General features: G+C 64.8%; 21 protein-coding genes. 13 read left to right on the top strand and 8 right to left on the bottom strand.

The window, feature by feature from the left end; translation table 11 throughout:
* Positions 1-2: 2 nt before the first annotated feature.
* Positions 3-1,475, bottom strand: coding sequence for a sodium:solute symporter (locus SR858_RS17530; protein ID WP_019920288.1), 1,473 nt, complete (start codon positions 1,473-1,475; stop codon positions 3-5).
* An 86-nt stretch (positions 1,476-1,561) separates the two neighbouring features.
* Positions 1,562-4,660, bottom strand: coding sequence for a TonB-dependent receptor (locus SR858_RS17535; RefSeq protein WP_019920289.1), 3,099 nt, complete (start codon positions 4,658-4,660; stop codon positions 1,562-1,564).
* 386 nt (positions 4,661-5,046) lie between these two features.
* On the opposite strand from SR858_RS17535, the gene SR858_RS17540 reads away from it, so the two are divergent.
* From SR858_RS17540 to SR858_RS17555, 4 genes are read left to right on the top strand one after another with little or no spacing between them, the layout of a single operon-like run.
* Positions 5,047-6,525, top strand: a complete 1,479-nt coding sequence (locus SR858_RS17540) for a hypothetical protein (protein WP_019920290.1) — start codon at positions 5,047-5,049, stop codon at positions 6,523-6,525.
* A complete protein-coding gene (locus SR858_RS17545; protein ID WP_026636995.1) occupies positions 6,522-7,997 on the top strand; it encodes a hypothetical protein in 1,476 nt (491 codons plus the stop codon). Before SR858_RS17540 ends, SR858_RS17545 begins: the two co-directional genes overlap by 4 nt.
* A gap of 39 nt (positions 7,998-8,036) precedes the next feature.
* Positions 8,037-8,474, top strand: a complete 438-nt coding sequence (locus SR858_RS17550; protein ID WP_019920292.1) for a hypothetical protein — start codon at positions 8,037-8,039, stop codon at positions 8,472-8,474.
* Positions 8,475-8,507: 33 nt separating this feature from the next.
* Positions 8,508-12,272, top strand: a complete 3,765-nt coding sequence (locus SR858_RS17555; protein WP_019920293.1) for a tubulin-like doman-containing protein — start codon at positions 8,508-8,510, stop codon at positions 12,270-12,272.
* 39 nt (positions 12,273-12,311) lie between these two features.
* On the opposite strand, the gene SR858_RS17560 is transcribed toward SR858_RS17555, so the two are convergent.
* A complete protein-coding gene (locus SR858_RS17560) occupies positions 12,312-12,452 on the bottom strand; it encodes a hypothetical protein (protein ID WP_157094822.1) in 141 nt (46 codons plus the stop codon).
* A 30-nt stretch (positions 12,453-12,482) separates the two neighbouring features.
* Here SR858_RS17560 and SR858_RS17565 point away from each other — a divergent pair, with 30 nt between their 5' ends.
* A complete protein-coding gene (locus tag SR858_RS17565) occupies positions 12,483-13,940 on the top strand; it encodes a hypothetical protein (RefSeq protein WP_019920294.1) in 1,458 nt (485 codons plus the stop codon).
* Between the two features lie 31 nt (positions 13,941-13,971).
* Here the strand turns inward: SR858_RS17565 and SR858_RS17570 are convergent, their stop codons facing one another.
* Entirely contained in the window at positions 13,972-15,606 is a 1,635-nt protein-coding gene (locus tag SR858_RS17570; protein ID WP_019920295.1) for an ATP-binding domain-containing protein, read from the bottom strand.
* A gap of 83 nt (positions 15,607-15,689) precedes the next feature.
* Positions 15,690-16,901, bottom strand: a complete 1,212-nt coding sequence (locus SR858_RS17575; protein ID WP_019920296.1) for an MFS transporter — start codon at positions 16,899-16,901, stop codon at positions 15,690-15,692.
* 21 nt (positions 16,902-16,922) lie between these two features.
* On the opposite strand from SR858_RS17575, the gene SR858_RS17580 reads away from it, so the two are divergent.
* From SR858_RS17580 to SR858_RS17590, 3 genes are read left to right on the top strand one after another with little or no spacing between them, the layout of a single operon-like run.
* Positions 16,923-17,108, top strand: a complete 186-nt coding sequence (locus tag SR858_RS17580; RefSeq protein ID WP_154819726.1) for a hypothetical protein — start codon at positions 16,923-16,925, stop codon at positions 17,106-17,108.
* A gap of 3 nt (positions 17,109-17,111) precedes the next feature.
* Complete coding sequence (locus SR858_RS17585; protein WP_019920297.1) at positions 17,112-19,271, top strand: TonB-dependent siderophore receptor; 2,160 nt, start codon at positions 17,112-17,114, stop codon at positions 19,269-19,271.
* A 29-nt stretch (positions 19,272-19,300) separates the two neighbouring features.
* A complete protein-coding gene (locus SR858_RS17590) occupies positions 19,301-19,513 on the top strand; it encodes a DUF3820 family protein (protein WP_026636996.1) in 213 nt (70 codons plus the stop codon).
* Positions 19,514-19,517: 4 nt separating this feature from the next.
* Here SR858_RS17590 and SR858_RS17595 read toward each other — a convergent pair whose 3' ends face one another.
* From SR858_RS17595 to SR858_RS17605, 3 genes are all read right to left on the bottom strand, one after another.
* On the bottom strand, positions 19,518-19,883 hold the full coding sequence (locus tag SR858_RS17595) for a glutaredoxin (protein WP_019920299.1): 366 nt from the start codon (positions 19,881-19,883) through the stop codon (positions 19,518-19,520).
* A gap of 63 nt (positions 19,884-19,946) precedes the next feature.
* Positions 19,947-20,543, bottom strand: coding sequence for a BPSL1445 family SYLF domain-containing lipoprotein (locus SR858_RS17600; protein WP_019920300.1), 597 nt, complete (start codon positions 20,541-20,543; stop codon positions 19,947-19,949).
* A 136-nt stretch (positions 20,544-20,679) separates the two neighbouring features.
* The gene (locus SR858_RS17605) at positions 20,680-21,612 is read right to left on the bottom strand and encodes a LysR family transcriptional regulator (protein ID WP_019920301.1); all 933 of its coding nucleotides are present in this window, start codon (positions 21,610-21,612) and stop codon (positions 20,680-20,682) included.
* 172 nt (positions 21,613-21,784) lie between these two features.
* On the opposite strand from SR858_RS17605, the gene SR858_RS17610 reads away from it, so the two are divergent.
* From SR858_RS17610 to SR858_RS17630, 5 genes are all read left to right on the top strand, one after another.
* Positions 21,785-22,486 (top strand): pirin family protein, encoded by a 702-nt coding sequence (locus SR858_RS17610; RefSeq protein ID WP_019920302.1) that lies wholly within the window; start codon positions 21,785-21,787, stop codon positions 22,484-22,486.
* Positions 22,487-22,607: 121 nt separating this feature from the next.
* The gene (ribA, locus tag SR858_RS17615) at positions 22,608-23,261 is read left to right on the top strand and encodes a GTP cyclohydrolase II (RefSeq protein ID WP_019920303.1); all 654 of its coding nucleotides are present in this window, start codon (positions 22,608-22,610) and stop codon (positions 23,259-23,261) included.
* Positions 23,262-23,289: 28 nt separating this feature from the next.
* The gene (locus tag SR858_RS17620; RefSeq protein ID WP_026636997.1) at positions 23,290-24,795 is read left to right on the top strand and encodes a S1 family peptidase; all 1,506 of its coding nucleotides are present in this window, start codon (positions 23,290-23,292) and stop codon (positions 24,793-24,795) included.
* On the top strand, positions 24,792-25,796 hold the full coding sequence (locus tag SR858_RS17625; protein ID WP_019920305.1) for an FHA domain-containing protein: 1,005 nt from the start codon (positions 24,792-24,794) through the stop codon (positions 25,794-25,796). Before SR858_RS17620 ends, SR858_RS17625 begins: the two co-directional genes overlap by 4 nt.
* 92 nt (positions 25,797-25,888) lie before the next feature.
* Positions 25,889-26,362, top strand: coding sequence for a hypothetical protein (locus SR858_RS17630; RefSeq protein WP_019920306.1), 474 nt, complete (start codon positions 25,889-25,891; stop codon positions 26,360-26,362).
* Positions 26,363-26,461 lie beyond the last annotated feature (99 nt).

Below are 26,461 nucleotides of genomic sequence, written 5' to 3' on the forward strand. Positions count from 1 at the left end.
ATTTACAAGGATGATACTGCAAGTTCGGGCGCTTGCCGAGGGGTGGAAATGAGCAGCAGTCCGATAAATACCAGGACGCCGTTCAATACCAGCAGTTCGAGCCCCAAACGATAATGTTCGAACAACGCCGTTTGGTTGACATCGACAGCGTAGCAAAGCGCGGGGCCAGCCAGCGCCACCCACGGCACCCAGCGGTCGCGCACCGCGCGCTGCGTCAGCAGCCCGAAGGCGAAAAGACCCAGCAGCGGCCCATAGGTATAGCCGGTGAGCTTGAGCACCAGGCCCACCATGCTGGCGTTGGCTATCCATTTGAACAGCAGCACCAGCACCAGGAACAGTGCGCAAAACCCCAGGTGCACGCGGTGGCGGATGCGCACCCGGTCCGCCTCGACCAGGTCTGTCCGGCGCTCGATGCCGAGGATGTCAAGGCTGAACGTGGCCGTGAGCGCGGTCATGGCGCCGTCCGCGCTGGGGAACAGCGCCGACACCAGGCCGATGAAGAACAGCAGTTGCAGCGCGGCCGGCATGTGTCCCATCACCACCGCCGGGAACAGCTTGTCGCCGGTGGCGGCAACGCCCACGGTCGGCGCATACAGCGACAGCAAGCCGCCGAGGAACATGAACAGCACCAGTACCGCCGTCAGGATCACGGTCAGCACCAGCATGTTCTTTTGCGAGTCGCGCAGGGTCTTGATCGAGATATTCTTTTGCATGGTCTCCTGGTCCATGCCGGTCATGGCCAGCACGATGAAGAAGCCCGCCAGCACCTGCTTCCAGAAGTTGGCCGGGCTGTCGATATCGCTGGTGATCCAGCGCGTCAGACCCGCGTCGTGCAGGCGCGCCAGGCTCTCGATCGGCCCGATCTCCATTTCATGCAGCAGCCAGCCCACGCATGCCAGCAGGCCGATGACCATGCCGGCCGTTTGCAGGGTGTCGGTCCAGACGATGGTTTTCACGCCCCCTTCGTAGGTGTACAGCAGGATCATCGCCAGGATCACGACGGTGGTGAGCCAGAACGGCACACCGAGGCTGTCGAGAATGGTGATTTGCAGGATATTGACCACCAGGTACAGCCGCGCCGACGCGCTGAGCAGGCGCGAAAGAATGAAGAACGCCGCCCCGCTGCGATACGCACCGCCACCGAGCCGCACGTCGAGGTAATGATAGATCGAGGTCAGTTTCAGGCGGTAGTACAGCGGCAGCAGGATGAAGGCCACGGCGACATAGCCAAGCACATAGCCGAGAATCACCTGCAAATACCCGAAACCACCGGCCCCCACCGCCCCCGGCACGCTGATAAAAGTCACGCCCGACAGCGTGGTGCCCACCATGCCAAACGCCACCACCATCCAGTTGCTGCGCTTGTTACCGATGAAGAAGCTGGCGTTATTGGCATGACGCGAGGTGCGCCACGCCACGGCCAGCAGCAGGGCGAAATATGCAAACACCAGGCAGAACAGGGATACGGCAGACATGGAGACATCCAGCAAAATTCGACAGGGCGACAATATACACTGCTGTCGGCCTGCCGTTGCCCACTACCTCTCCCCGCCCTCACGCATCAAAACTTGTACGTCGCCCCCACAAAATACCGCCGCCCCGACCACGCCAGCTCATTCCTCCGCTCCTTCGAGCCCGAGTTCAGGTACTGCGCCTCGTCCGTCAGGTTCTTGCCCTCCACCGACAAGGTCAGGTTCTCGGTGACGCGCAATTGCAGCTTGGCGTCCAGGTAGCCGACCGCTTCCGCGTACACGGGCAGCGAGGCGTTGGCGTCCACGGTGCCGGTGTAGTAGCTGTCGCGGTAGTTGTAGGCCAGGCGGGCATTCCATTTGCCCAGGTCGTACCACACGCCCACGTTGTAGCTGTTGCGCGACATGCCCGGGTAAGGCAGCACGGTGTTGTCGAGCGGGTTGAGCAGTTCCTTGCCGGTGGCGTACGAGAACGTCATGCGGGTGTAGTTGGCGTCCAGGCCCAGGCCGCCGAAAGCGCCCGGCAGCATGGTCAGCGCGGTGCGGCCGGCCAGTTCCCAGCCCTTGGTCACCGCGCCTTCGCTGTTGATCGACGTTTTCAAGTCCCAGCGCTGGCCGTTGTTGAACACGTCCACGCCGGGCAGGATGACGTCGTTCTGGATGTAGCTGCTGATGTCCTTGCGGAAGAACGCCAGCGACAACTGCGAATCGCGCGACGGATACCATTCCACGCTCACGTCCTTGTTGGTGGCGCGGAACGGTTTCAGGTTGACGTTGCCGCCAACGCAATCATCGGCGCTGCCGTCACCGCCGAACTGCGACTGGCCGCTGTTGGCGATGCAGTTGACGGTGGGCGTCAGGCGGTCGATGAACGGCCGCGCCATCACCTTGCCCCAGCCCAGGCGGGCGACCAGCGTGTTGGGCACGAACCAGGCGGCCAGGTTGAAGCTTGGCAGCGTGTCGCTGTACTTGTTGCGCACGGTGACGATGTCGTTGGCCAGCACGGTTTCCACGCGGGCGTTGGTGGCGGGGTTGGCTGAATAGGCGCGGTATGAACGCAAGCCGGTGGCGCGGGCTTCGGTGCCGGCGTAGCGCAGGCCGATATTGCCGTCCAGCGCCACGCCGTACAGCTCGTGCTCGAAGTCGGCACGCACGTAGAACGCCTTGATTTTCTCTTCGACGGCAAACTGCGGCGGCATCGGGTAGGACTTGCCGTCGCTGCCGATCGAGTTGCGCAGCAGGTCATGGTTGTAGCGGGTCAGATCGAAATACTGGGCCGAGTTGGCAAAGCTGGGTGCGGTCCAGCCGTTCGGGTAGCCGGACAGGCCGTCGTAGCCGCTCAGGAACGAGCCCGGCGTGTTGGTGCGGATCGCATCGACCAGTTGCTGCATCTGGGTGCCGCTGACGTAACGCGTGGTGTTGTTGGCGGTCAGGCCGGTGCCATAGACGGTGTTGCCGCCGTTGCGCAGCACGCCGGACGTGTTGAGCGGATCGAAAATGATTTCGTGGCGCACCTCGGGGCTGCGCACGGTGACGTCGTCGGCCGTGGTGCTGGGATCGCCGCCGGCCAGGTAGCCGGTCCAGCGGTATTGCTCGGACGTGGACTTGCGGCCCTGCCCGCCGAAGTGCAAGGTGGTCAAAAACGGCATGTCGGGCCGGTACTTGAGGTCGAGCTTGACCTGGTCCTCGCCGTTATCGGTAAACGATGGCTGGTACTGCGAGATGATGCGGGTATAGACGTTGCTGTTGTTGGGATCGAAGCCGGCCGGGAAGATAAACTTGGGCAAGCCCTGCTGGTCGAAATTGACCTTCAAGCCGGGAACATTGGCCTCCATCACGATGTTGTTGGTATTGAGCTCGTAGTACGAGCTGGTCTTGGCCACCAGGCCTTCGGCCGACCAGTCGCCGCTTTTCCAGTTGAAGCCGCCCGAGCGGTAGTCGGACTTGATGTTGAGCGCAAAGTCGCGCGCGGCCGTGCTGAAGTTGTACGAGGCGCCCTCTCCCGGCACGTTCTGGCAGGTACCGGACGTAAACGACGTCATCACGTGGTTGGTGAAACTCATGCCGGCCGGGGTCACGCCGGCGGTTGGCTCCGCGCACGATGCCGCCGGGGTGGCCAGCGGTGCGCCGTTGGCGCCGTAGACGGGCGCCACGCCCGAGGTCGAGAACCGCTTGATGGAACCGAAATCGGTCACATAGTTACGGTCGTTGAGCATCTGCTTCTGGTTATTCTTGTTGTAGCGCCCCCAGACATTGAGGTTGTTGTCGATCTTGTACTGGGCGGTGAGCTCGGCGCTGGAACGGTTGTGGTCGCGGGTCCAGATGCCATAGCGTGGCACGCCGGGAGAATAGTCGAACCACTGGCTGTCGCAGGCGGTCTTGTCGGCGCCGGACAGGGCTGCGCAACCGCCCTTGGCAGTGACGGCCGCCGCGCGCGGGTTGAGGCTGGTATTGGTTTTCTCGGGCGACTGGTCCCAGTCGCGGAAGTAGCGCCAGTTACTGTTGCGCACGTAATCGTTTTGGGTATACACCTTGTCATAGACCAGGTTGGCCATCAGGCCCAGCCGGCCGTCGAGGAATTTGTCGGCCAGCAGCAGGCTGCCGCGCGGCTGGGCGCCGCCCCGGCTGCTGCTTTGTTCACCCTCGAGCTTGACCACGACGGTGCGGGTTTTAAAGTCGAGCGGCAGGTTGGTCTTGATGCTGACGGTGCCGCCGATGCCGCCCTCGGTCTGGTCGGCGGTCACGCCCTTGTACACGTCGATCGACTTGATCAGCTCGGCCGGCAGCTCGCGCAGCTCGGCGCCGCGCCCGGCCGTGCCATTGGTGCTGAGCACCGACAGGCCATTGATCTCGATGCGGTTGAGGTTGGCCTCCACGCCACGGATATTGACTTGCGAACCCTCGCCAAAGTCGCGCGAGAGCTGCACGCCGGTCACGCGCGACAGCGCCTCGCCCACGTTCTTGTCGGGGAATTCCCCGATATCCTCGGCGACGATGGAATCGACCACGGTGGACGCATTCTTCTTGCGGTCGATGGCGCCAGCCACCGATTGACGGGTGCCGGACACCACCACCACGTTGTCGGGTTCGGCATTGGCGGGTTTGGTTTGGGCCAATACGGTCGGAGTGGCCAGGAGGGCAAGCGCGCCGGCGACTGCGGCGGAGATGACGGTGGAACGAGGCAAAGGCATGATGTCTCCCAAAATCGTTGTTGTTTTGGATATTTGACCTGCCTGATCATCTTAGGAGAAGAAACTTTCTAAAAATCCTGGACCTTGCAAACAGTCATCGACATGACTTTTTGAAAAGCTGCACGTTGGGAGCATGCAACATGAAACGCGCCGGTCGCGGCCGGGCTTTGGTGTTATTCTGTCCGCATCTGTGACAAGTTAATAAGATAAACATCGTGACAATTCGATAGATTGCTGGTGCAATCCTTCGCCCTCATGGTATTGCGCGGCAGTGCTTGCAAATGGTGGTGTTTCCACAAGGCTAAAAAATCGCTAATATAGCCGCGATAATTTGCATCAAACATGCCATCAACAGTAGCAATCCGCAGCAACGCGTTGGAAATACAATGACTTTAGAAAAGACTGGGGAATGGCATCTGGGGTCGGGCACCTGGCAGGTCCAGGATCTTGCCGACCGCAACCACGGTCCACAACTGGTGCGCACGCGCCTGGGCCATGACATCGCGCCCGACCTGCTGCCTGCCGATATCGCCAGCCTGATGCAGGCGCGCGCCGCCGATGGCGCGGCAGCGCTCTACCCGCCCGAGTTCCATTACTCGCCCGTCAACGGCGCCAGGCTGGCGACGCCGCCAGCGTCCGGCGCGCCGTGGGTGCCGCCAGCGGGCGCCTACCCGGTGCGCCAGGTCACGCAAGGCCACGTGGTGGGCCTGCGCCAGACCTCGGTCCCCCTGCACTTGCAGGACAAGGCCGGGTTCCACGCCGAGAGCGAGCCGGCCGCACGCATCAAGCTGCCGCCCAGCGGCGACTACCAGTTCATCTCCGCCCCGTTCGGCACCCACGCCAACGCGCTGCTGGCTGTGAATCCCGAAAAGGGAAGCCTGTTCGCGTGGCTGCCGGCCAGCGCGCGCTGGGCGCCGCTGCATGGCGTCGGTGGCGTGTTCTTGGCGGAATCGAATTTGCCCTACGCCGCCTGGCGTGCCGAGCTGCACTACAACTTCAACAGCCGCGTGTTTGTCGCCACCGATGCGGGCCTGGCCTGCGTCACGCCCGACCTGGCGGCCCTCCAGTACGAAGTGCGCTATGCCGGCGACGGGCCGGCCGTCGGCGCCCCGTTGACCTTCCAGGGCCTGGTGTGGGCGCCGGTGCAGCAAGGCCCCGGCCAGGTGGCGCTGGTGAGCCTGGACGCCAACGGCCAGCCCGGCGCGCCGGTACTGCTCAACGATGCGCCGCCGCTGTTCGGCATGGGCGCGCCGGTCGGCTATGGCCGCACGGCGATCTGGCCGTGCATGACCGGCCAACTGGTCTTGCAGCGCAAGCCCGATGGCGGTTTTGCTGCGCAATTTTTCCCGTGGCCGGCCGGCATGGCGCCGCAGTTCGCGTTCGGCAGTCCGTACCTGGCCAAGGACGGCGACCTGTGGCAGTTGTGCTTTGACAGCAACAACCACAGCTACGCCTACGTGGCGCTGGGCAAGCCCCTGCCCGAGATCGAACCGGCGCTGGGTCCGCGTCTGTCGTCCGGCGCCATGAACTACCGCTTCGCCACCAAGCACCACCAGGCGCCGTGGACCGAACCCGAGCACGGCGACGACGGCGCCACCAACGCGGTGGTGATTCCCCTGCTCGAGGTCGGTCCGCGCAGCACCATCGGCATCAAGCTGGCCAGCACGGTGGCTGTCGCGCAAACGCTGGCCTCCACCGACCGCCTGCGCTTCCAGCTGGTGTGGGACGACCACGACGGCGAAACCACGTTCAACACCAGCGTGCTGCCGCAACCGTGGACCTTGCGCCTGTTCACCCACGACGGCAAGGTGTGGGCCTACCACCCCGAGCTCAAAGACATCCTCGGCTGGAACCTGACAGCATGAACCTCACCCGACTCCTGGCCGCCATAGTAATGTTGTTGGCGGCGCCGGCCCATGCCGCCATCCAGCAAGCTTTCCTGGTACAAAACTCGGGCTGGGTGGAACCGTTTTACCTCGATCCCGCCTCGCAACTCAAACCCTTGGTCGCGGCCGTGGCGCAGGCGGCGGCCGAGTCTGACGATACCGTCCACGTGCTGGCATTCAGCCAGGGCACGGTAGGCAATGTTTCGCCGCGCGTATTGGGTACGTCGCGTGGCGCGGCCAGTGTCGCGCAGTTGCTCGCCCCACTGACGCTGGCGCGCAAGACCACGGCGCCTGGCGCGGCGCTGGCCGATACCGATTTCCAGGAAGCAGTGACCAAGACCATCACTGGTTCGTTCAAGGCCGCGCCCGGCATCGTCTGGATTTTCACCAACAACAAGAACAGCCCCGGCAACGATCCGGCCACCGCCGCCCGCAACCGCGACTTTTATCGCCTGCTGCACCTGGAACCGTCGATCACCAAGACCGTGGTGTTCCCGCTCAAGATGCCGGTGCAGGGCAAGCTGTATGCGGCCAAGGGCTTGATGGTGTACGCGCTGGCCTACGGCCAGCCGGCGGCCGACGCCCTCACCCGCATCCTCGCCAACGACCGCCTGCAGAAAGTGCTCACCCGTCCGCCGCTGCGTTTGAAGCCGGTGGACCAGGACGCGCTGCGCATCGTGCCGGAGCGCCTGCTTGATGCGCCCAATATGCGCGCCAGCCTGGGCAGCGATGGCCGCACCCTGGTGCTCGACGTCGATGCCGCCGCGCTGGCGCCCACCGTGCACCTGAAGGCGTCGCTGCAAAACCTGTTTTACCCGTACGTGATCGCCCTCGCCGATGTGGGCGCCACCCTGGCTGCCGGCAAGCACAGCGTGCCGGTGCAGGTGGCGCCGGCCGCGATTGCCAACCTGGCGCCCGGCGCGCGCCAGGCGGTGGACGTGCAGTTCCACCTGCCGGTCGAGCAAGTGCCATCGCCATGGTCGAGCCAGGCGATTGCCGCCATGGGCAAGCAGGTGCTGCTGCCGATGCGCGTCACGCTCGGCCTCGAGCGCCAGAAGCTGACCTTGCCGGACTCGTTCAATGCCGACATGCAGGCGCTGTTCCCGGGCGACCCGATTTCCGAAGTGCTTCTGCCGCCCGAGAGCGTGAACAGCTCGCGCGCCGTGGTGCCGCTGCTGGTGCGCGTGCAATATCCGCTGTTGCCGGTGCTGGTGATCATGGGCTCGGTGCTGGCGCTGCTCGGCGGCGGCGCGGCGTTTGCCGTGCTGGCCACGCGCAGCAAGCGCTACGCGGTGCAGGTCGATGGCGCACTGCGCCACGTGGTCATCAAACCGTACCAGACCACCGAGGTGCGCGACCTCGACGGCAACGTGGTGGGCACGCTGCGGCGCGGCCTCGGCAAGCCGGTCGTGGCGCGCGTGGCCGATGGCCACAGCTTGCGCCTGGCCTGATTTTTACTTTTACTTTTACCCGCCAAGGAGGCACACCAGATGGCCCAGGATAACAAAGACACCGGCTTCGCACTGCCAGCGCCGGACGCCGGCAAGACGCCGCCAGCCGCAACGGAACAGCCGGCAACCCCGGCAACCACCACTGACACTACCACCACCGAGATGCCGGTGCTGGCCGGCGCCGCCGACACGTCGTCGCGCGACCTGCTGGTGGGCGGCGGCATCCTGCTGGTGCTGTTCATCGCCTTCTTCTTCGCCCGGGGCGCGTATGCCAACGCGCTGGTGGTCAAGCGCGTGCCGCCGAACAAGGCCAACGCCGCCGGCTGGTGGCTGTTCGTGTTCCTGGCCAGTATTTCGACCGGCGTGGTGCTCGCTGCAGTCAACGCCGCCAAGTTCATGGCGCCGCTGATCATCGGCCCGATCCTGGCCGTGGCGCTGCTGGCGCTGGTGCTGACGTTCGTGTCGGGCCGCAGGTAAAACAGGTACAGAAGCACACAACGAGAGTCGATCATGGAAAATATTCACCAGGCACCGGGCGCCGGCGAGCGCAAGCAGGAACAGACCATCGAGCTGCGTCCCACGCTGTTCATCGGCATCGGCGGCACCGGCATGGAAGTGCTGATGCGCGTGCGCCGCCGCATCCTTAACACCATGTGGGGCGGCAATGGCGCGCGTACCCGGGTGGACAGCCTGGTCGATTTTCCGGTGGCACAGTTTATCCAGTTCGACCTCGACACCGGCGCCGTGATCGACAGCGGCCGCGCCCAGACCGAAGACCTGCAATTCGAGCAGGTGAAGTTCACCGACGAAGACAAGATCGTCGAACCGTTCGACATGGACAAGTACAGCCGGGACGACGACGCGCTGGAACGCTATCCGCACATCAAGGAATGGCTGTCGCTCACGCCCAAGAAAATCCGCGAGCTTGGCATCGACCCGTCCAAGGGCGCCGGCCAGATCCGCGCCGTCTCGCGCCTGTACCTGTTCGACAAGTATGCCAAGGTGCGCGACAAGATCCGCCTGAAACTCAAGACCCTCAAGGCCAGCCTGTCGCACGAGCAGCAACTGAGCCAGCTGGGCCTGAAAATGGAAACCAGCAAGTTCCGCATCGTGGTGGTCGGGTCGGTGGCGGGCGGCACCGGTTCCGGCGCCTTCCTCGACATGGGCTTGCTGGCGCGCTGGCTGGCCAAGAACGAAGTGGGCAATGCCGACGTGGAACTGATGCTGTTCCTGCCGACCGGCTACTCCGGCGCCAACAAGGACCGCACCGAGGCCAATGGCTACGCCGCGCTGATGGAACTGGAATCGGCCATGCTCGGCAACAAGGGCTACGTGGGTCGCTGGGATACCCACGACCAGCCCGAACTGCCGCGCGAGCCGTACAACGAGGTGTACCTGATCGACTCGGGCAACCTGGCGCAGCAGCACACCAAGGACATCAAGGACGTCTACCACATGGTGGCCGACGCCCTGTTCGAAGATTTCGCGTCCGGCGACTTTGCCCGCCGCAAGCGCTCGGTGGCCGTCAACCAGGCCCAGCACAAGAATTACCTGTTCGATGCGCTGGTGCCCAAGGCCCGCTTTGCCGACATGCGGCTGTCGTACGCGCGGCGCTATTCCGCCTTCGGCCAGGCCACGCTCGATACGCGCCAGGAAGCGCGCCACGACGAGCAGGCCCACCGCTGGGCCGGCGCCATGCTCAGGGCCTTTTTCGGCGTGGGCGGCAACGACCTCGGCGTCAATCGCGCCACCGACCGCCAGCGCGACGAATTCATGGGCGCGCACATGGCGCTGCGCCCGTTCACGTTCAGCGACTTCCCGCAGTTTTCCGACCGCGGCGTGGAACTGCGCCGCTCGAACGGCGACTTCCTCGACTACCAAGTGGTCGAAGACCTGCTGCAAGACAAGAGCGGTCTGCTGCTGGCCGGCGTGGAGCAGCGCGTCAACGCCCGCATCGACGCCATCCGCACCGGTTTCGACCGCAAGGAATGGCCGCAGCAGGTGCGCGATGCGGTCAAACTGATGGAGCGCGATGCCGTGCGCGACCAGGACTCCACCGCCGACACCACTGAAGATCGCGTGGCCAAGCGCCGCCGCGAGCTGCTGGAAAAAATCAAGCAGAGCGTGCGCGACCAGCTGTACGCCTACCTCGACAACAAGGAATTCGGCGGGCTCGAATACGTGCTGTCGCTGGTCGAGCAGATCAAGGATCGGCTGGAAGCGCCAGGCTCGGGCCTGATGCCGGCGCTGGCCGTCAATGGCGAACGCTACCGCGAAATCAAGGAAGCCGTGCGCACCCGCGAATACGAGCGCTTGCTGAACAACCTCGAACAGACCCGTGGCGGCCTGTTCGGCGGCGGCGAAAAGCAGGCGGTGGCCGTGATGGACCACCTGCGCGTGGAAATTGCCAACGCGCTCAAATTCCACCTGCGCGCCAAGGCGGCCGAAGAAGCCGTGATCCTGATGCAGGACCTGTCGCACTGGCTGGGGCGCAAGACCGGCGTCGATGCCAAGGGCCGCGCCGTCTGGAGCGGACTGGTCGGTGAACTGCAGGCCGGCCGCGAGGCGGTGCTGGACATGCTGTCGCAACTGCAACTGGCCAACACCATCCTGCAGCAGGATCTCAATAGCGACCACGCCACCCTGATCGCCATCCCCAGCAACACGCCCAATCAACCGCTGCCCGGGGCGCTGCAACTGCGCGAGTGGGCCGACGAAGCGTTCCGCGACCTGGGCGGCTCCAAGACCCTGTTCCCGATGCTGGCCGACGCGGGCGAGCGCACCGTCATCCTGGTCAAGGTCAAGCGCATGGCCGAGCGCCAGTTGTCGCTCGCGACCGCCGTCGAAGGCGAGGCCATGCGCACCGACCCGCTGATCGAGTCGCTCGAGCAAATGTCGATCACCGAGCGGCTCGACCGCTTCCGCAAGCTGCTGGCCTGTGCCATGCCGTGGATCGACGCCAACCTGTCGGGCGACTTCACGGTGCGCGCCGACCAGTTCAAGTGTTTTATCGGCGTGGCCAATGCCGAACTGTTCAGCCGCAAGTTCCGCGCCGAGCTCGAATCTTGCGTGCCTACCCAGGCCGGCATCACGGCTGGGCAATTGTCGATCGTGGAGACCGGCATCCCGGGCCGCGCGGTGTGCTATTGCGAACTGTCGGGCGTGCCGATGACGGTGCTGCGCGGGCTGGAAGGCTGGCGCACCAGCTACCGCAAGGAAGCGGAAAAGAGCCCCACTCACACCCACATCGACTCCACCCAGTTCAGCCACCCGATGGTGCCCACCACCGACGAACTCAATCGCCTGGCCGAAGACTTCAAGCAATTCCTGCTGGCCGTGATGCTGGGCGTGCTCACGCGCTCGAGCCAGCGCATCGTGCCGCCGGGCCAATACCAGTTCGCGGTGGCGGCCGGCGACTTGCGCCGCATCGGTAACGAACGGGCGATGCGCCAGAACGGCTTGCCGGCCAATTACCGCGACGCCATCGTGGCCCGCGTGCAGGAGCGCCTGGCCGAACTGGACGGCATGCAGACCGTGGCGCTGGCCGCCCTGGCCAGCTACTACGAAAGCGCCGTCTATACGTCCAAGCTGGTCGATGACGCCACCGGCAACCAGCACGAGCGAAAAGGCTTTGCCAGTGCGCTGGCCGGCGAAGCGAAACGCGAACTGATCGAAAAAGCGCGCCGCAAGGGCCTGACCGACAGCGAAATCGACAAGTGCATCACCCGGCTGCTGGCCCAGCACAAGACCTGGGCCAACGTGGTGCCCGATTCCGACGAAGACGCCTACGACTGGGAAGTGCGCGAACCGGGCGAAGGCCTGCCACGCCTGAAGTATGCGCTCAAGCCGGAGATGCTGGTTGCTGGCCGTATCGATGCCTTGCTGGGTATTGGCGCGGCGTCGGCAGGCACGGCTGGTGGCGGGTTTTCCGCTTCGGCATCCATGGCAGGTGGCGGGTTTGACGCGCCGGGTGCGATGGGCGCCATGCCCGCTCCCGGCACCATGCTCGGCGGCGCGCCGATCGGCGGCGTGGGCCTGGCCAAGGTGGAAGCGCCGGTCGTCCACGAGTATCACCTGAAGGTAAACGGCCAGAAGTTCGGTCCGTTCACCGCGCTGCAAGTAGGCCAGATGGCGCAGGCGCAGCAACTGCAGCCGGCCCACACGCAAGTCTGGCGCGCCGGCATGACGGACTGGGTAGCGATGCCGTTGATGCTGGAACTGGCGCACGTGCTGGCGCCACCGGCGCAACAGTCGTCGGCCATGCCACCCGATTAAGGACATGCAGCAATGAATTGCAAGAGTTGTCAGAAGCCGTTATTTACGCTGGTGCCGCACTGCCCGTTTTGTGGCGTGGCGGTGGCCGGTGGTGGTGTGCCTGGGCCAGCGGCAGGTGCTGGTCCAGCGATAGTTACGGGTGCGGGGGCGGCTGCTGGCGGTGCGCCGGGTAGTGCTCATGGTGCTGGTGCTGGTGCGCCGCCGCCAGTCATGGCCGCGTCCATCGCGACACCGGGCGCCGGGCCAGTGTTGGGCAAAAATTCAATTCCGCCACCGGCGGCGGCCGGTGCTTCTGCTTACCGCGCTGATACTGCGGCATCGTCCGGCGCCGGTGGCAGCGCTGCTGGTGGCAATGCCGCTCGCGGCAACGCGGCCGGGATCGGCGCGGCGGCGGCTGGTGTCGGTTCCGGCGCTGGCGGCAACACGGCTGGCGCCGGCGCGACGGCTGCTGGCTTCGGTTCCGGCGCTGGCGGCAATGCAGCTGGCGCTGCGGCTGGCAGCGGCAATGCCGCTTCTTCCGCTCAAGCTTCGGCGGCGAAAGCTGCTGCGCGTCCGGAACCGGTTGCTGCCAGCACCAACGCGCGCACCGGCAAAGCCAGTAACGCTCCGACCGGTGCGGGCACGCCGCCAGGCCGGGGCAAGCCCAAATTCAAGTTGGGCTGGTTCAAGGTGCTGCTGATCCTGATCGGGCTGCTGGTCATCCTGTCGCGCTGCGGCGGCGGTTCGCCCGAGGATAAAAAGGCGTGCCTGACTGCGCTCGGCCAGGGCAACAAGCTGCTGGCCAGAGGCGACGTGGCCGGCGCCGGCATCCAGAGCGCCAATGCCAACGCCTACTGCCGTGGCGACACGCGGGCCAAGGCGGACGAATTGCAAACAGCGGTGGCCAAGGCGGAAAACTCGGGCACGGCCTGCTCGCGCGCGCTCAAGACCATCGACGGCCTGCTCGACAACCATCAACTCGACAGCGCCCGCAACCGCCTCGACAAGCTCGACAAGAAGTGCGCCGCCGATGCCGGCGCCAAAAAACTGCGCCAGCGCCTGTCCACCGCCCAAAGCGCCGCCAACAGCACCACTGACGCGGTACGGCGCGCGCTGAACCAGCGCGATGCCGGCGCCGCTGCCAAGGCCCTCGATCGCCTGAACGGCCTGTACCGCGATTCGGCCGACCTGCCCGGCTTGCGCGCGATGCTGGCGTCGCTGCAGGCCGAGATGGCGGCGGCGGTGGCAGCTGCACCCGCACGTACATCAGCACAGGTACAGGCGCCAGCACCCGCGCAAGTCTCCGCGCAATCGCAATCGCCGGCAATAACGCGAACAACGACTCCAGCGCTAACCCGCGCAGCAACGGCAGCAGCCCAGGTGTCCACGGCCACGCCGCAAATCGCCAACGCCACGCCACAGCTAACGACTGCGGCGCCAGGCACCGCAACCCGGTCGCAGCCAGCGCCAGCCGTCCGCCAGGAAGTCCACAACGCCAAGGCCGAAATGGCAGTGAGCTTCATTCAGGACGCTGAAAAGGCGCTGTCGCAGAGCCGCTTCGACGCTGCCCGCACCTACCTCGACAGCGCCCGCCGCATGGACCCGAACAGCCCGCGCCTGGACACCGTGGGCCGCCAGATCCGCGACCGCGAGCGGCAGATGATGCAGCAGGAAACCACGATCCGCTGACCCACGCAGCCGGGGCTGAGCGAGTCGGCCTCTACATCCGGTCCAGCAACTGCTGCTCGGCCCGCTCACTGAGCACCAGCACCAGCTTCAGTCGCGCCCGTGTCATGCCGACGAACAGCTTGCGCAGCACGCGTTCGTCGATGCGTTCGAAATCGATTTCCGTAAAAATGATGGCTGGCGCCGATTGCCCCTTGAAGCGGTACACGGTCTCGGCCAGCAGGCCGCCAGGCCGGTACTCGGGTGTGCCGAACAGGTCGTATTCGCCGGTGAAAGACTTCAGGGTATGCGCATCGCTCAACTGGTCCAGGTGCAGGATCACCGAGTTGTCGCGGCCCCGGAACGAGGCAATCGCAATATCGTGGCGGGCGAAGCCAGCGGCCAGGCAGCTGGTCACCGCGCGCCGGGTTTGCGCCAGCATGGCGTCGGTGTCGCCGTCGGGGTAGATCAGCTCCTCGATGTCGGCGCCCCGGAACGGGCTGCCCGCTTCCACCGGCTCGCGCACGGCGCCGATCGACGTCAGCATGTCGATGATCTGGCGCGGGCTGCGGTAGTTGGTGTCCGAATGCAGCGTTACCCAGCCCGGCAGCGGCACCGGTTCGCGGCCGTACAGGTTCTGGTTGGGGTCCTCCAGCCAGATGGCGCGGCCCTCGGGTTTGAGCATGCGCAGCAGGATGTCGCGCCAGGCCGGCGAAAAATCCTGGCCTTCGTCCACGATCAGCACGTCGTACTGCCATTCGGGCGGCAGCTCGGACGTGGTCATGCGCGCTTCGATCTTGTCCCAGACGTCGGGCGCGGTGTAGTCGGGAATCTGGCCCTGCGCCCGCGCGAACGCGTCGCTCATCATGTGGAAAGATGTTACCCGCCCGCCGGCCGGCACCAGTTTTTCGATGTGGTCCGACAGCGGCCGGTTATAGCAGACGTACAGGGGTTTCAAGCCGGCGTCGATGGCGTCGCTGTATTCCGCCAGCGCCAGCTGGGTTTTGCCGCTGCCGGCCGTGCCCTTTACATGCAGGCGGAACGGCGAGAAGTCCAGCCGCCGCGCCCAGGTGGACAGGCCGCCCGACAAGCGCGCCACCAGGCCGGCGGCGTTGCCGATCATCGAGCTGGGGTCGGGGCGCAGGCTGAGCATGTTGGAGAGGAAGCGTGTGACCTTGTCGAACTTGTCGCCGGGCGGCGCGCCATCGACCGGCAAGGTTTCGCGGATCACCTGCGCCAGCTTGCCCTTGTTGCTGGCGTCGATGATGTGGCGCGGGTCGATGCCGGCCTGGTTAGGGTTGCGTACCGTGTAGTCGGGGCAGTACAGCAGGTAATCGATAGCCATCTCGCTGCCGAAGCGCTCGGACAGGCCCTTGATCGAACGCATGATGTGGTTGGCCACCTTGCGCGGCTTGCCTTCGTAATTGCGGATCAGGCCGTCCGGCGTTTCGCTGAGGAAGCCCGACTTCTGTTCGATCAGCAGCAGCCGGCCATTGGGCGCCACCAGGATGAAGTCGATTTCGCCGTACACCGAAAAGCCCTGCTCCACGTTGGTCCAGTGCACGCCGTGATACACGCGGTACGGCAGGTCGGCCAGCGTGGCTTCGAGATAGGTGAGGGTTTCGATTTCGCGCGCGGCGGTGCCGGTGACGGACATTTCCTGCCAGCCGGTCGGGTGGATGTGGGCCATGGTGGGAGCGGTGTAGGGAAAAACTCATTGTATGCCAGCGCACGACTGGCAACGGCCCGCTCCCCCGCAAAAAATCCGCGCTATCAGTGCGCTGCCACACGCGCCCGCTTCTCGGCGCCCGCTACCGCCGGGCGCGGGTTGCGGGCATCGAGCCGGCCGCTGAGCACGGTCAGGCCGAACGCACCGAGCACCACCAGCGCACCGATCCACCCCGTGTGCACCAGGCCCAGGTGTTCGACGATCAAGCCGCCGCCCCACGCGCCACCGGCAATGCCGAGGTTGAAGGCGGCAATGTTCAGGCCCGAGGCCACATCGACCGCGCGCGGCGTGTAGTGCTCGGCCTGCTGCACGACGTACACCTGCAAGCCGGCCACGTTACCGAAGGCAAACGCGCCCCACGCCAGCACCACCGCCAGCATCAGCCACTTGAACGGCGCCGCGAACGTCACCGCCAGCAGCACCACGGCCAGCCCCATAAAAATGATCTTGAGCGCGCCGACCGGGCCGCGACGGTCGGCCAGCTTGCCGCCCCAGATATTGCCCACCGCGACCGACACGCCATACACCAGCATCACCAGCCCCACCGCGCCGGCCGTAAAGCCCGACACCTGTTGCAGCAGCGGCGCCAGGAACGTAAAGGCGATAAAGCTGCCGCCGTAGCCGACCGCTGTCATCGCATAGACCAGCAGCAGGCGCGGCTCGCCCAGCACCTTGACCTGTTGCAGCAGCGAGGCCGGCGCGCTGTGGGCGATATTTTTCGGCACATACAGCAGGCTGCCGATGAAGGCCACCAGGCCCAGCGCGGAGACGGCCAGGAAGGTCTCGCGCCAGCCAAAGTGCTGTCCGATGAACGTTCCTAGCGGCACACCGGTCACCAGCGCCACGGTCAGGCCGGTGAACATGATGGCGATCGCGCTGGCCGCTTTTTCGCGCGGCACCAGCGAGGTGGCGATGGTGGAACCGATCGAGAAGAACACGCCGTGCGCCAGACCGGTCAGAATGCGCGCCACCACCAGCGACGTGTAGCCGGGCGCCTGCCAGGCCAGCAGGTTACCGAGCGTGAACAACACCATCAGCGCCAGCAGCAGCGCCTTGCGCGGCAGCTTGCCGGTCAAGGCGGTCAAGACCGGCGCGCCGATCGCCACGCCCAGCGCGTACAGGCTCACCAGCAGCCCGGCCGAAGGCAGGTTCACGCCGAGGTCGGCGGCAATGGTGGGCAGCAGCCCGACGATGACAAATTCGGTAGTACCGATGGCAAACGCGCTGATGGTCAGCGCAAGCAGGGCAATAGGCATGACATGACTCCATGAAGGTTGATGGCATGCAGTATCGCGGCTGCGCTTGCTGAGAAAAAGACACGAATCCGCACAACATATTTGCCTCAAGAGCAAATATCAGCAAAATTTACGTATTTTTACGCAGTAGATGCTGGACTTTTAGGGTGGGCAGGTCAGTTGTCTGACAAGTATAATGAGAATCATTATCAACAATCAAAAGATTGATCAATGATCCAGTCCGCCTTTGCCCTTCCCCGCCGCACGCTGATTGCCCGCCTGTGCTCGCTCATCGTCTGTTCCGGCGCCCTGCTGCCGGCCGCGCATGCCGACACGCCCGCCGCTGCCGAGGCAGCAGCTGCAGAGGCTGCGCCGCAGGTGGTGGAAATCACCGGCGCCCGCAGCGACGATGCGGGCTTTGCCGCGCGTCACGCCGGCAGCAGCACCAAGTCGGACCTGTCGCTGCTGGAAACGCCGCAATCGGTCACCGTGCTGACCCGCGACCTGCTCGATGCGCGCGCCGTCACCAATCTCAACGAAGCGCTGCAGACCACCGCCGGGGTCGCCTCGGGCAGCTGGGGCCGGCGCGGCTGGGACGACTTCATCATTCGCGGCCAGCGCGCGTCCGAGTCGCTGTACATCGACGGTCTGAAACGCGGCCAGAACCAGTACGTCAGCCAGGACGTCTCCGGCGTGGAACGCATCGAGGTATTGAAAGGGCCGGCATCGATCAACTTCGGCATGGTGCAGCCGGGCGGGCTGGTCAACATGGTCTCCAAGCGTCCGCGCGCGCAGGCCTTCAACACCATCGGCGCCACCTATGGCAGCAACGATTTCAAGCAGCTGGACTTCGACCTGGGACGGCCGATCTCGGACAATGGCAAAGCCGCGTTACGCGTCAACGGCATGTGGTCGGACCAGGACGATCCGATCGACTTCGTGTATTTCAAGAAGCGCTATATCGCGCCGTCGGTCACGCTGGACTTCGGCCCGCGCACCGACTTCACCATCCTGTCGTCGTACATGGAGCGCGAATACCTGCGCAGCCAGGGCGCGCCCACGCGGGGCACCATCCTGCCCAACCGCAACGGAACCTTCAACCGCGACGAATTCACCGGCGAGCCCGGCTTCGGCCCGTACCACTCGCGCCAGGCGGCGGTGGGCTACAGCCTCACGCACCGCTTCGACAACGGCTGGAAGCTGGCGCAGAATTTCCGCTACCAGAAGCTGGACATGGACGGGCGTTTCGTTTCGCTGGGCGCGCTGGCCAATGAACGCCTGCAGGCGCGCAGCGGTTCGATCCAGGACGTGCAAGGCAACAACCGCGCGCTCGACACCTATGCCGAACGCGCGTTCGACCTGGGCGGCCAGCGCCACACCATCATGGCCGGTATCGACCTCAACAGCGACAAGATCCGCAACGGCTCCACCGCCTGCCGCATCGCCTCGCTCGACATCTTCAATCCCGTGTACCACCAGCCCTACAGCTGTAACGCCACGCCGGGCAGCCTGACCACCGCCACCGTCGAATACGCCGCGCTGTACCTGCGCGACCAGGTCGCGCTGACCGACCAGTTGAACCTGAGCCTGGCAGCCCGCCACGACCGCAGCAGCAACAAGTCGTACAACGAATTGCGCGACACCACCACCAAACTGAAGAACAACAAGACCACCGGCAGCGCCGCCCTGCTCTACCGCGCCACGCCCAACATCTCGCCGTACGTCAGCTACGCGACGTCGTTCCTGCCGGTGAGCGGCACCGATTTCTTCGGCGTGCAGTTCAAGCCGGAAGAAGGCAAGCAGGCGGAGGTGGGCGCCAAGTTCGAATACCTGAACGGCCGCATCACCGGCGCATTGGCGCTGTACGACCTGAAACGCCGCAACGTCACCACGGCCGATCCGGACCCGGACCACATCGCCATTCTGCCCGGCGCACAGGTGCAGACCGGCGAGGAACGCACCAAGGGTTTCGAAGCCGAACTGAACGCCGACCTGCGCAACGGCTGGAACGTGCAAACGGCGCTGTCGCTGATCAACGGCGTGATCACGCAAGATAACGGCGGCAACGTCGGCAAGCGCCTGCTCAACGTGCCGCGCCAGAGCGCCAGCGTGCTGGCCAACTACCGCGTGCGCGACGGCGCCCTGGCCGGCCTGGGCGGCGGCCTCGGTGTGCGCTACGAAGCGCAGAAGACGGGACCGGCCGTGTCGTACACGGTCCCCGGCTACACCGCCGTGGACGCCAACCTCAGCTATGAAGCCAAGGCCTACCGGGTGAGCGTCAGCATCAAGAACCTGTTCGACCGCGACTACTACGCGGGCGTACTGAGCAACAACGTGCTGCCGCTGGGCGATCCCCGCACCGTGATGCTGCGCGTCGTCACCAACTTCTGACCCCGGCTGTTACCCCTGTATCATGCGGCATGAACTCTGAAAAACTTGCTTTGCTGGTCACGCGTGAAATGCCGTATGGGAAATACAAGGGGCGCAAGCTGGCGGATTTGCCTGGGCATTATCTGGGCTGGTTTGCGCGCGAGGGATTTCCTGCGGGGGAATTGGGAGCGTTGCTTGCCTTGATGTACGAGCTTGATCACAACGACTTGCGCAGCCTGCTCGATCCGCTGCGCCCGCGCTAGCTGATCAGGCAGTCAGCCGGGCGAACTCGCCGCTGGGCACCAGCGCTTGCAGCTCGCTGGCCCCGCCGATCAGCACGCCGTTGATGAACACCAGCGGAAACGTGGTCCAGCCGCTCCACAGCTTGAGCGCCAGGCGCGGCCGCCACTGCGAAAAATAATTGCCGTAGCTCAGATACTGGTAGGGCACACCGAGGCCATCGAGGATCTTGCGCGCCTTGCGCGGAAACGGATTGAAGCCCATGCCGACCACCACGATCTTGTGGGCGGCCACGGCAGCCTCCACTTCGGCGACCAGTTCGCGGTGGTAATTGTCCACCGTGCCACGGATGGCGGGATGGATGCGGGCTTGGTCCAGGATGTGACGGCTCATTGCAGCTACCTCGGTAGTGGTTCGGGACCACAGGGTAGCCGCAACACGCCGTCTCGCCAAGTGTTATAGATCGAGCTTGCTGATCTTGGTGCCTTCCAGGCTCAAATTGGCCATCAACCCCGCGTTGGTCAGCACCAGCGCCTGCACCGCGCTGTTGATGGCATTGGTAGCCACCTCGCCATTGGCGCCCACGTTGATCACCGCCACCGAGCCATCGACACCGGCGGTCCAGCCGCGGCTGTTGCGGAACTTGTCGAGCGCATCGCGGCTCATGAACAGGATCACCACCGCCTTCGACTGGGCCCCGGCCTGGAAGCCGACCGACAGGGTCGTCAGACTGTAGTAGTTGACGGTCTGGCCGCCCGTGCGCAGCACGCCGCGCCCATATTCGCCGCCCACCACCAGCCCGGCCGCCAGCACGTTGGGGAAGACCAGCACGCCGTTGGCCTTGCGCACCAGCTCGCGCGAGCCCTTGACCTCCTTGTACAGGCGCTCGAGCGTGTCGTAGGCGCCGCGTTCGATATCGGTCTTGACGGCCGCCGGCTCGGTGCGGACGGCGCCGCCCGTTTGCGTGGTGGTGGTGCAACCGCTCAGCGCCAGGCCGACCAGCGCCAGCGTGGCGGTAGCGGTCGCGCGCCTTAGAAAGCTCGATTTTTGCATGGTAGTCTCCTCTGGTAGGCAATACTGCAACAGTGCCTGCCGATTCTGTCACCTTTGCGGCGCCCACGCCAGAAGCACACAAACTGTGCCGCAGCGGTGCGTACCAATGACGCGACGGCTTGCGGGCCATGCCCTGTCAGACCGACAAGGCGTGGTGGGGCAGATGTTGCACCAGGCGCTCGGCCAGCCTGGCGGCGCGCATGCGTGCGATCCACCAGTTGAGAGCGGCGCCATTCTCACCGGTGCGCCAGGCCAGGTAGAACGTTTCGTCCGGCTTCGGTTCGGCCACCTGCTTTTCCACCAGCAAACCGGCCGCAATTGCCGCGCGCGCGCACGGCTCGGGCAGGAAGCCGAATCCCACGCCCGACAACTGGTATTGCAGCTTGGTTCTCATGTCCGGCACGCTCAGGGTGTCCTGCCCCAGCAGCAGGCCGACGGTGCGCGCCGCCATGCGCCGGGCCGAATCGGCCACGCTCACGGCGCGGTACTGCTGCAGGTGCGAGCGGTCGAGCTTTTCGTCGATGGCGGCCAGCGGGTGCGAAGGCGCCACCGCAAACACGAAACCGATCTTGCAGATCGGCTCGGACACATACCCGCCACCGGCCGGCCCGTCGCCGGCCACGCCGACCAGCAAGTCGGCACGGCGGTCGAGCAGCGCTTCCCAGGTACCCGATAACGCTTCCTGCACCACGCGCAGCCGGGTCTGCTGAGCCACCTGGTAAAACGCTGTCACATCCTCGAAGAACATGCAGGCCGAGAACATCGAATCGCTGCCGATGGCCAGCTCGGTTTCCCAGCCCGACGCCACCCGCCGCACCCGGTGTTCGAGGTCTTGCGCAGCCTTGAGCAGGTAGCGCCCTTCCTTGAGCAGCTCGGCGCCGGCCGCGGTAAGCACCACGCGCGGGCCGTTGCGTTCGAACACCTGCACGCCCAGATCATCTTCGAGCTTGCCGACCGTGTACGAGATGGTCGATGGTACGCGGTGCAGTTCCTTGCCGGCGGCGGAAAACGAGCCACGACGGTCGATGGCATCGACGATTTGCAGGGCTTCCAGGCTTAATCTGAGCATTCGATTTTTTCGATAATAGAGGGGTAATTTTTCCGTTTTTTAAATCGGCTTCCGAGGTCTATACTTTGATTCATGGATGCGGCGATAACGAAACGAACCAGCAAAACAGCGTTCAAAATTATCGCACATCACTCAATTAAATGAGTAACTACACAAGAAATGGAGCCCTATCATGTTGCAAATTCGTAAAAGTGAAGCCCGCGGTGCCGCCAACCATGGTTGGCTCGATTCCAAACACAGCTTTTCGTTCGGCAGCTACCATGATCCCGACCACGTCGGCTTCGGTCCCCTGCTGGTGATCAACGAAGACCGTGTGCAAGGCAGCCAGGGCTTCGGTACCCATGGTCACCGCGACATGGAAATCATCTCGTACGTATTGAGCGGCGCGCTCGAGCATAAGGACAGCATGGGCACCGGTTCGGTCCTGCACTACGGCGACGTTCAGCGCATGAGCGCCGGCACCGGTGTGCGCCACAGCGAGTTCAACCACAACGCCGACGAGAAAGTGCATTTCCTGCAAATCTGGATCCAGCCCAACCAGATCGGTATTCCACCGAGCTACGAGGAAAAGAACTTCACCGTCGAAAGCAAACTGGGCAACCTGCGCCTGATCGCTTCCAACGATGGCCGCGAAGGCTCGGTGCTGATCCACCAGGATGCCTCGATCTTCGCCACCATCCTGCGCAGCGGCGACGCCGTGGAGCACAAGCTGGCAGCCGGCCGCATTGCGTATGTCCACGTGATCCGGGGCGACGTGACGGTGAACGGCACCGCGCTCAAAGGCGGCGATGCGCTCAAGCTGACGGCAGAGGCACTGGTCACGCTCGGTAACGCCACCGATGCCGAAGTACTGGTATTCGACCTCCCTAATTAAAGGGCTGGGCTGGCCGGAAATATTTTTCCGCCAGTTTTGGTATGATGAAGGGCGCGCCGGGTCTGTCAGAACAGCCCGGCGCGCCTTTTTTACGTTATTTGAATAAGAATTGAGCATAGCTATGTCGCAGAGCGCAGAAATCCCGGTCCAGGATGAACTGGACTACATGACCTCGTGCGCGCTCCCTACCCCGTGGGCGCAGTTCACCTTGCACGCTTTTGTGGAGAAGGCAACGGGCAAGGAACACCTGGCCATGGTACTGGGCGACATCAGCGACGGCGCGCCCGTGCTGGCGCGTGTGCATTCCGAATGCCTGACCGGCGACGTGCTGTATTCGCAGCGCTGCGATTGCGGCGCCCAGCTCGAAGGCGCCCTCAAGCGCATCGCCGACGAAGGGCGTGGCGTGTTGCTGTACCTGCGCCAGGAAGGCCGTGGCATCGGCCTGGTCAACAAGATCCGCGCCTACCGCCTGCAGGAAGCCGGCGCCGACACGGTGCAGGCAAACGAACAGCTGGGCTTCAAGCCCGACCAGCGCACCTATGGGCTGGTCAAGCCGATGCTCGACCAGTTCGACGTGACAAGCCTGCGCCTGATGACCAATAATCCGCGTAAGATCGACGCCATGACCAAGCTCGGCATCGAAGTGGCCGAACGCGTGCCGCTGCTGGTGAATCGCAATGCCTTCAACCAGCATTACCTGGACACCAAGGCGGCCAAGCTCGGACACATGATGAAGCCGCTCACACCGGCGCCGGTGGAAGACGGCGCGCTGTAGCATCAAGTATCAACCGTCCAGGAACTGCATGAAATTCACCGTAATTGTTGCTTCACTTGCCATGACCTGGGCCAGCGCCGTCGCGCTGGCAGCGCCAGCCAACACGCCAGCGGCTGCGCCGGCGAATGCGCCCGCCGCTGTGCCGGCTGCCCCTGCTGCGAAAGCCGCCCCGGCGGCGCCGCTCGCGCCGGGTGCTGCTGGCAAGCCGGCCGCCGCACCGGGTGCTCCGGGCGAGGTGGCCGCCACTGCCGACTCCGCGCCACTGCCGCCGCCCTCGTCCGCCGCCCAGCACCTGTACGGCTCCGCCAAGAACGACATCCTGCAAGTGCGCTCGCTGCTCAAAAGCGGCCGCACGCAGTCGTCGGTAGGCTCGGGATTCCTGATCGGCACCAGCAACCTGGTGGTGACCAACTACCACGTGGTCTCGCAATTCGCGCTCGACCCGGACACCTATGTCGGCGAATGGGTCGATACCAGCGGCAAGCGCGGCAACGTGGAACTGCTGGCGGTCGATGTGCTGCACGACCTGGCCGTGCTGCGCGTGAGCCGCAACGGCACCGGCTTCTTCAAGATGCCCGAAAAACTGGCCGGCCTGACCCAGGGCCAGTACCTGTATTCGATGGGCAATCCGCTCGACCTCGGCTTTGCCATTTCGGAAGGCGCCTATAACGGCGTGATCGCGCGCAGCTTTTACGACCAGCTGATGTTTACCGGCCCGATCAACTCCGGCATGAGCGGCGGCCCGAGCGTGACGGTCGATGGCTCGGTGGCAGGCATCAACGTGTCCAAGCGCCTCGACGGCGAACTGGTCAGCTTCCTGGTGCCGGCCCGCTTTGCCCAGGACTTGCTGCGGAAAGTCGAGCAGCAACCGAAACCGCCGGCCGACTTCAACGCCGTGGTGGCAAGCCAGTTGCTCAGCCACCAGCGCGCCATGGTCGATCAGTTGCTGGCCACTCCACTGAGCCTGAAACCGATGGGGCCGTACATGGTGCCGGTGCGCGAGTCCGAGCAGATGCGTTGCTGGGGCCGTTCGAGCGTGAAGGCCGACAAGCCGTTCACGGTGGATGATGCCAGTTGCGCGATGGAGTCGGCGATTTTCATCAGCGGCTCCTTGCAGACCGGCCAGATCAACATCCGTCACCAGTTCATGCGCAGTAACGGTCTCGACCAGTTGCGCTTTTCGCAGCTCGCTTCCGCGTCGTTCAAGAACGAGCACTTCGGCAGCTTCAAGGACAGCCGCCTGACCGGCCCCAACTGCACGGAAGACTTCGTCAAGAGCAAGGATGTGCCGCTGCGCGCGGTGCTGTGCGTGCGCGCCTACCGCAAGTTTGCCGGCCTGTACGACTTCGCCCTGCTCACCGCCGCCACCGACCAGGGCGCGATGAGTCTGCAAAGCCGGCTCGATGCGCGCGGCGTCTCCTACGACAACGGCATGCGCCTCACGCAAGTATTCCTCAATTCCTTCTCGGTGTCCCCACCTGCGGCGCCCAGGAAAGCCGTGCCGGCCAAACCGGCAGCCGGAGGTGCACGATGACCTCCCCGTACTTCATCGAAATCCTGGCCCGCAACGGCGACGTGCTGCACCGGCACAAGGTGGCATCGCTGCCGATCCGCATCGGCCGCGGCTACGACAACGACGTCATCCTCGACGATGCCCACAGCGCCGCGTCGCACGCGATCGTGGACCTGGACGAGAACGGCAAGCTGCTGCTGCGCGACCTGGGCAGCAAGAACGGCACGTTCGCCCACGGCAAGCGCGCCGATGGTGCTGGCGTCGCCGTCGAGGGCAACACCGTGGTGCGCCTGGGTCATACGCGCCTGCGCATCCGGTCAGCCGACTTCCCGGTGCCGGCCGAAGTGGCCGACACCACCATGCACGGCTGGGAAGGCACGGTGCCGGCGTCCATCGGCCTGGCGCTGATCGCCGTGTTCAGCTGCCTCGGTACGTGGATTTCCGACATCGAACCGTTCGCCCTGATCCGCTACCTGCTGGTGCTGGCGTCGAGCCTGGGCCTGGGCTTGCTGTGGGCCGGCGCCTGGGGCCTGGCCAACCGCCTGTTCGGCAGCCATGCGCGCATGGGCCGCCACCTGTTCATCCTCGGCAGCGGCATGGCTGCGGTGTTCATCTGGCGCGCGCTCAGCAACGTCATCGCCTACGCCTGGTCGGCCGAAGTGTTCACCCGTTACGGCAGCCTGATCACGCTGGCCATCGTGTGCGCGATGCTGTTCTTCCACCTGATCACCATCAAGCCGCACCACCCGCGCCGCTTCGCCATCACCGCGTGGGTGATGCTGGTGGTCGGTTCGGCGCTGTCGTTGCTCAACAATGCGCAATCGACGGGCCGCACGTCCGACGAGCTGTATATGTCGGTGCTGCTGCCGCCCGAAGTACGGCAAAGCCCCGACCGCAACCTCGAGCAATTCCTCACCAATGCTGCCAAGCTCAAGGAAGGCGCCGATGCAGCACGGGCGCGTTCGGTCAGGGACGGTTTTGGCGACGGCGATGATGACAGCGATGGCGAGGTGACCGACTAATCAGTGTCGGCAAGGCAAGGAGACGGCGCTTGTGCCAGCGGTGGGCTATATTGATGTCGATTCGACCATCATTCAACTCACCGGGAAACCACATGACTATCCGCAGCCTGCTCTCCTCCGTCCTGATCGGCGCTGTCGCCAGCGCCCGTTCGATGACCCCGATGGCCACCATCGCCGCCGCCCGCCTGGCTGGCCGCCGCACCCCGGGCGAGCTGTTCCTGCTTGACCGCCCGATCTTCAAATTCGGCGCGCTGGCCATGGGCGCCGGCGAACTGTACGGCGACAAAATGAAAACCGCGCCCGACCGCACAGTCGCCCTGGGCCTGATCGCCCGCGTGGCCAGTGCCGGCATCGCCGGCGCCGCCCTCGCCCCCAAGGGCCGCGAAGGTGCGGGCGCCGCCGTGGCCGTCGCCACCGCCGTGCCGATGGCCTACCTCACACTTGCCGGCCGCAAGCAAGGCATGGCCCGCATCGGCCAGACCCGCAGCGGCCTGATCGAAGATGCGCTGATCGTCGCGGCCGGGATTGCGATCGTGGCGCTGGCGACGAGTTCCAACAAGGAATAATCGCGGCGGCGGGCGCTGGAGCCTGCCGGTTCGCTGCGATGCATTGTCATTCCGGAAGCACATGGCAATTTCATCGTAATCTACGCTGGAAATCTGCCG

The sequence above is a fragment of the Duganella zoogloeoides genome, from assembly GCF_034479515.1.
GTDB classification, from domain to species: Bacteria; Pseudomonadota; Gammaproteobacteria; order Burkholderiales; family Burkholderiaceae_D; genus Rugamonas; species Rugamonas zoogloeoides.

What these genes read in the sequence shown, in the direction of transcription:
- SR858_RS17530 (WP_019920288.1), bottom strand. Translation starts at nt 1,475, where the DNA reads ATGTCTGCCGTATCCCTGTTCTGCCTGGTGTTTGCATATTTCGCCCTG.
- SR858_RS17535 (WP_019920289.1), bottom strand. Translation starts at nt 4,660, where the DNA reads ATGCCTTTGCCTCGTTCCACCGTCATCTCCGCCGCAGTCGCCGGCGCG.
- SR858_RS17540 (WP_019920290.1), top strand. Translation starts at nt 5,047, where the DNA reads ATGACTTTAGAAAAGACTGGGGAATGGCATCTGGGGTCGGGCACCTGG.
- SR858_RS17545 (WP_026636995.1), top strand. Translation starts at nt 6,522, where the DNA reads ATGAACCTCACCCGACTCCTGGCCGCCATAGTAATGTTGTTGGCGGCG.
- SR858_RS17550 (WP_019920292.1), top strand. Translation starts at nt 8,037, where the DNA reads ATGGCCCAGGATAACAAAGACACCGGCTTCGCACTGCCAGCGCCGGAC.
- SR858_RS17555 (WP_019920293.1), top strand. Translation starts at nt 8,508, where the DNA reads ATGGAAAATATTCACCAGGCACCGGGCGCCGGCGAGCGCAAGCAGGAA.
- SR858_RS17560 (WP_157094822.1), bottom strand. Translation starts at nt 12,452, where the DNA reads ATGAGCACTACCCGGCGCACCGCCAGCAGCCGCCCCCGCACCCGTAAC.
- SR858_RS17565 (WP_019920294.1), top strand. Translation starts at nt 12,483, where the DNA reads ATGGCCGCGTCCATCGCGACACCGGGCGCCGGGCCAGTGTTGGGCAAA.
- SR858_RS17570 (WP_019920295.1), bottom strand. Translation starts at nt 15,606, where the DNA reads ATGGCCCACATCCACCCGACCGGCTGGCAGGAAATGTCCGTCACCGGC.
- SR858_RS17575 (WP_019920296.1), bottom strand. Translation starts at nt 16,901, where the DNA reads ATGCCTATTGCCCTGCTTGCGCTGACCATCAGCGCGTTTGCCATCGGT.
- SR858_RS17580 (WP_154819726.1), top strand. Translation starts at nt 16,923, where the DNA reads ATGGCATGCAGTATCGCGGCTGCGCTTGCTGAGAAAAAGACACGAATC.
- SR858_RS17585 (WP_019920297.1), top strand. Translation starts at nt 17,112, where the DNA reads ATGATCCAGTCCGCCTTTGCCCTTCCCCGCCGCACGCTGATTGCCCGC.
- SR858_RS17590 (WP_026636996.1), top strand. Translation starts at nt 19,301, where the DNA reads ATGAACTCTGAAAAACTTGCTTTGCTGGTCACGCGTGAAATGCCGTAT.
- SR858_RS17595 (WP_019920299.1), bottom strand. Translation starts at nt 19,883, where the DNA reads ATGAGCCGTCACATCCTGGACCAAGCCCGCATCCATCCCGCCATCCGT.
- SR858_RS17600 (WP_019920300.1), bottom strand. Translation starts at nt 20,543, where the DNA reads ATGCAAAAATCGAGCTTTCTAAGGCGCGCGACCGCTACCGCCACGCTG.
- SR858_RS17605 (WP_019920301.1), bottom strand. Translation starts at nt 21,612, where the DNA reads ATGCTCAGATTAAGCCTGGAAGCCCTGCAAATCGTCGATGCCATCGAC.
- SR858_RS17610 (WP_019920302.1), top strand. Translation starts at nt 21,785, where the DNA reads ATGTTGCAAATTCGTAAAAGTGAAGCCCGCGGTGCCGCCAACCATGGT.
- ribA (WP_019920303.1), top strand. Translation starts at nt 22,608, where the DNA reads ATGTCGCAGAGCGCAGAAATCCCGGTCCAGGATGAACTGGACTACATG.
- SR858_RS17620 (WP_026636997.1), top strand. Translation starts at nt 23,290, where the DNA reads ATGAAATTCACCGTAATTGTTGCTTCACTTGCCATGACCTGGGCCAGC.
- SR858_RS17625 (WP_019920305.1), top strand. Translation starts at nt 24,792, where the DNA reads ATGACCTCCCCGTACTTCATCGAAATCCTGGCCCGCAACGGCGACGTG.
- SR858_RS17630 (WP_019920306.1), top strand. Translation starts at nt 25,889, where the DNA reads ATGACTATCCGCAGCCTGCTCTCCTCCGTCCTGATCGGCGCTGTCGCC.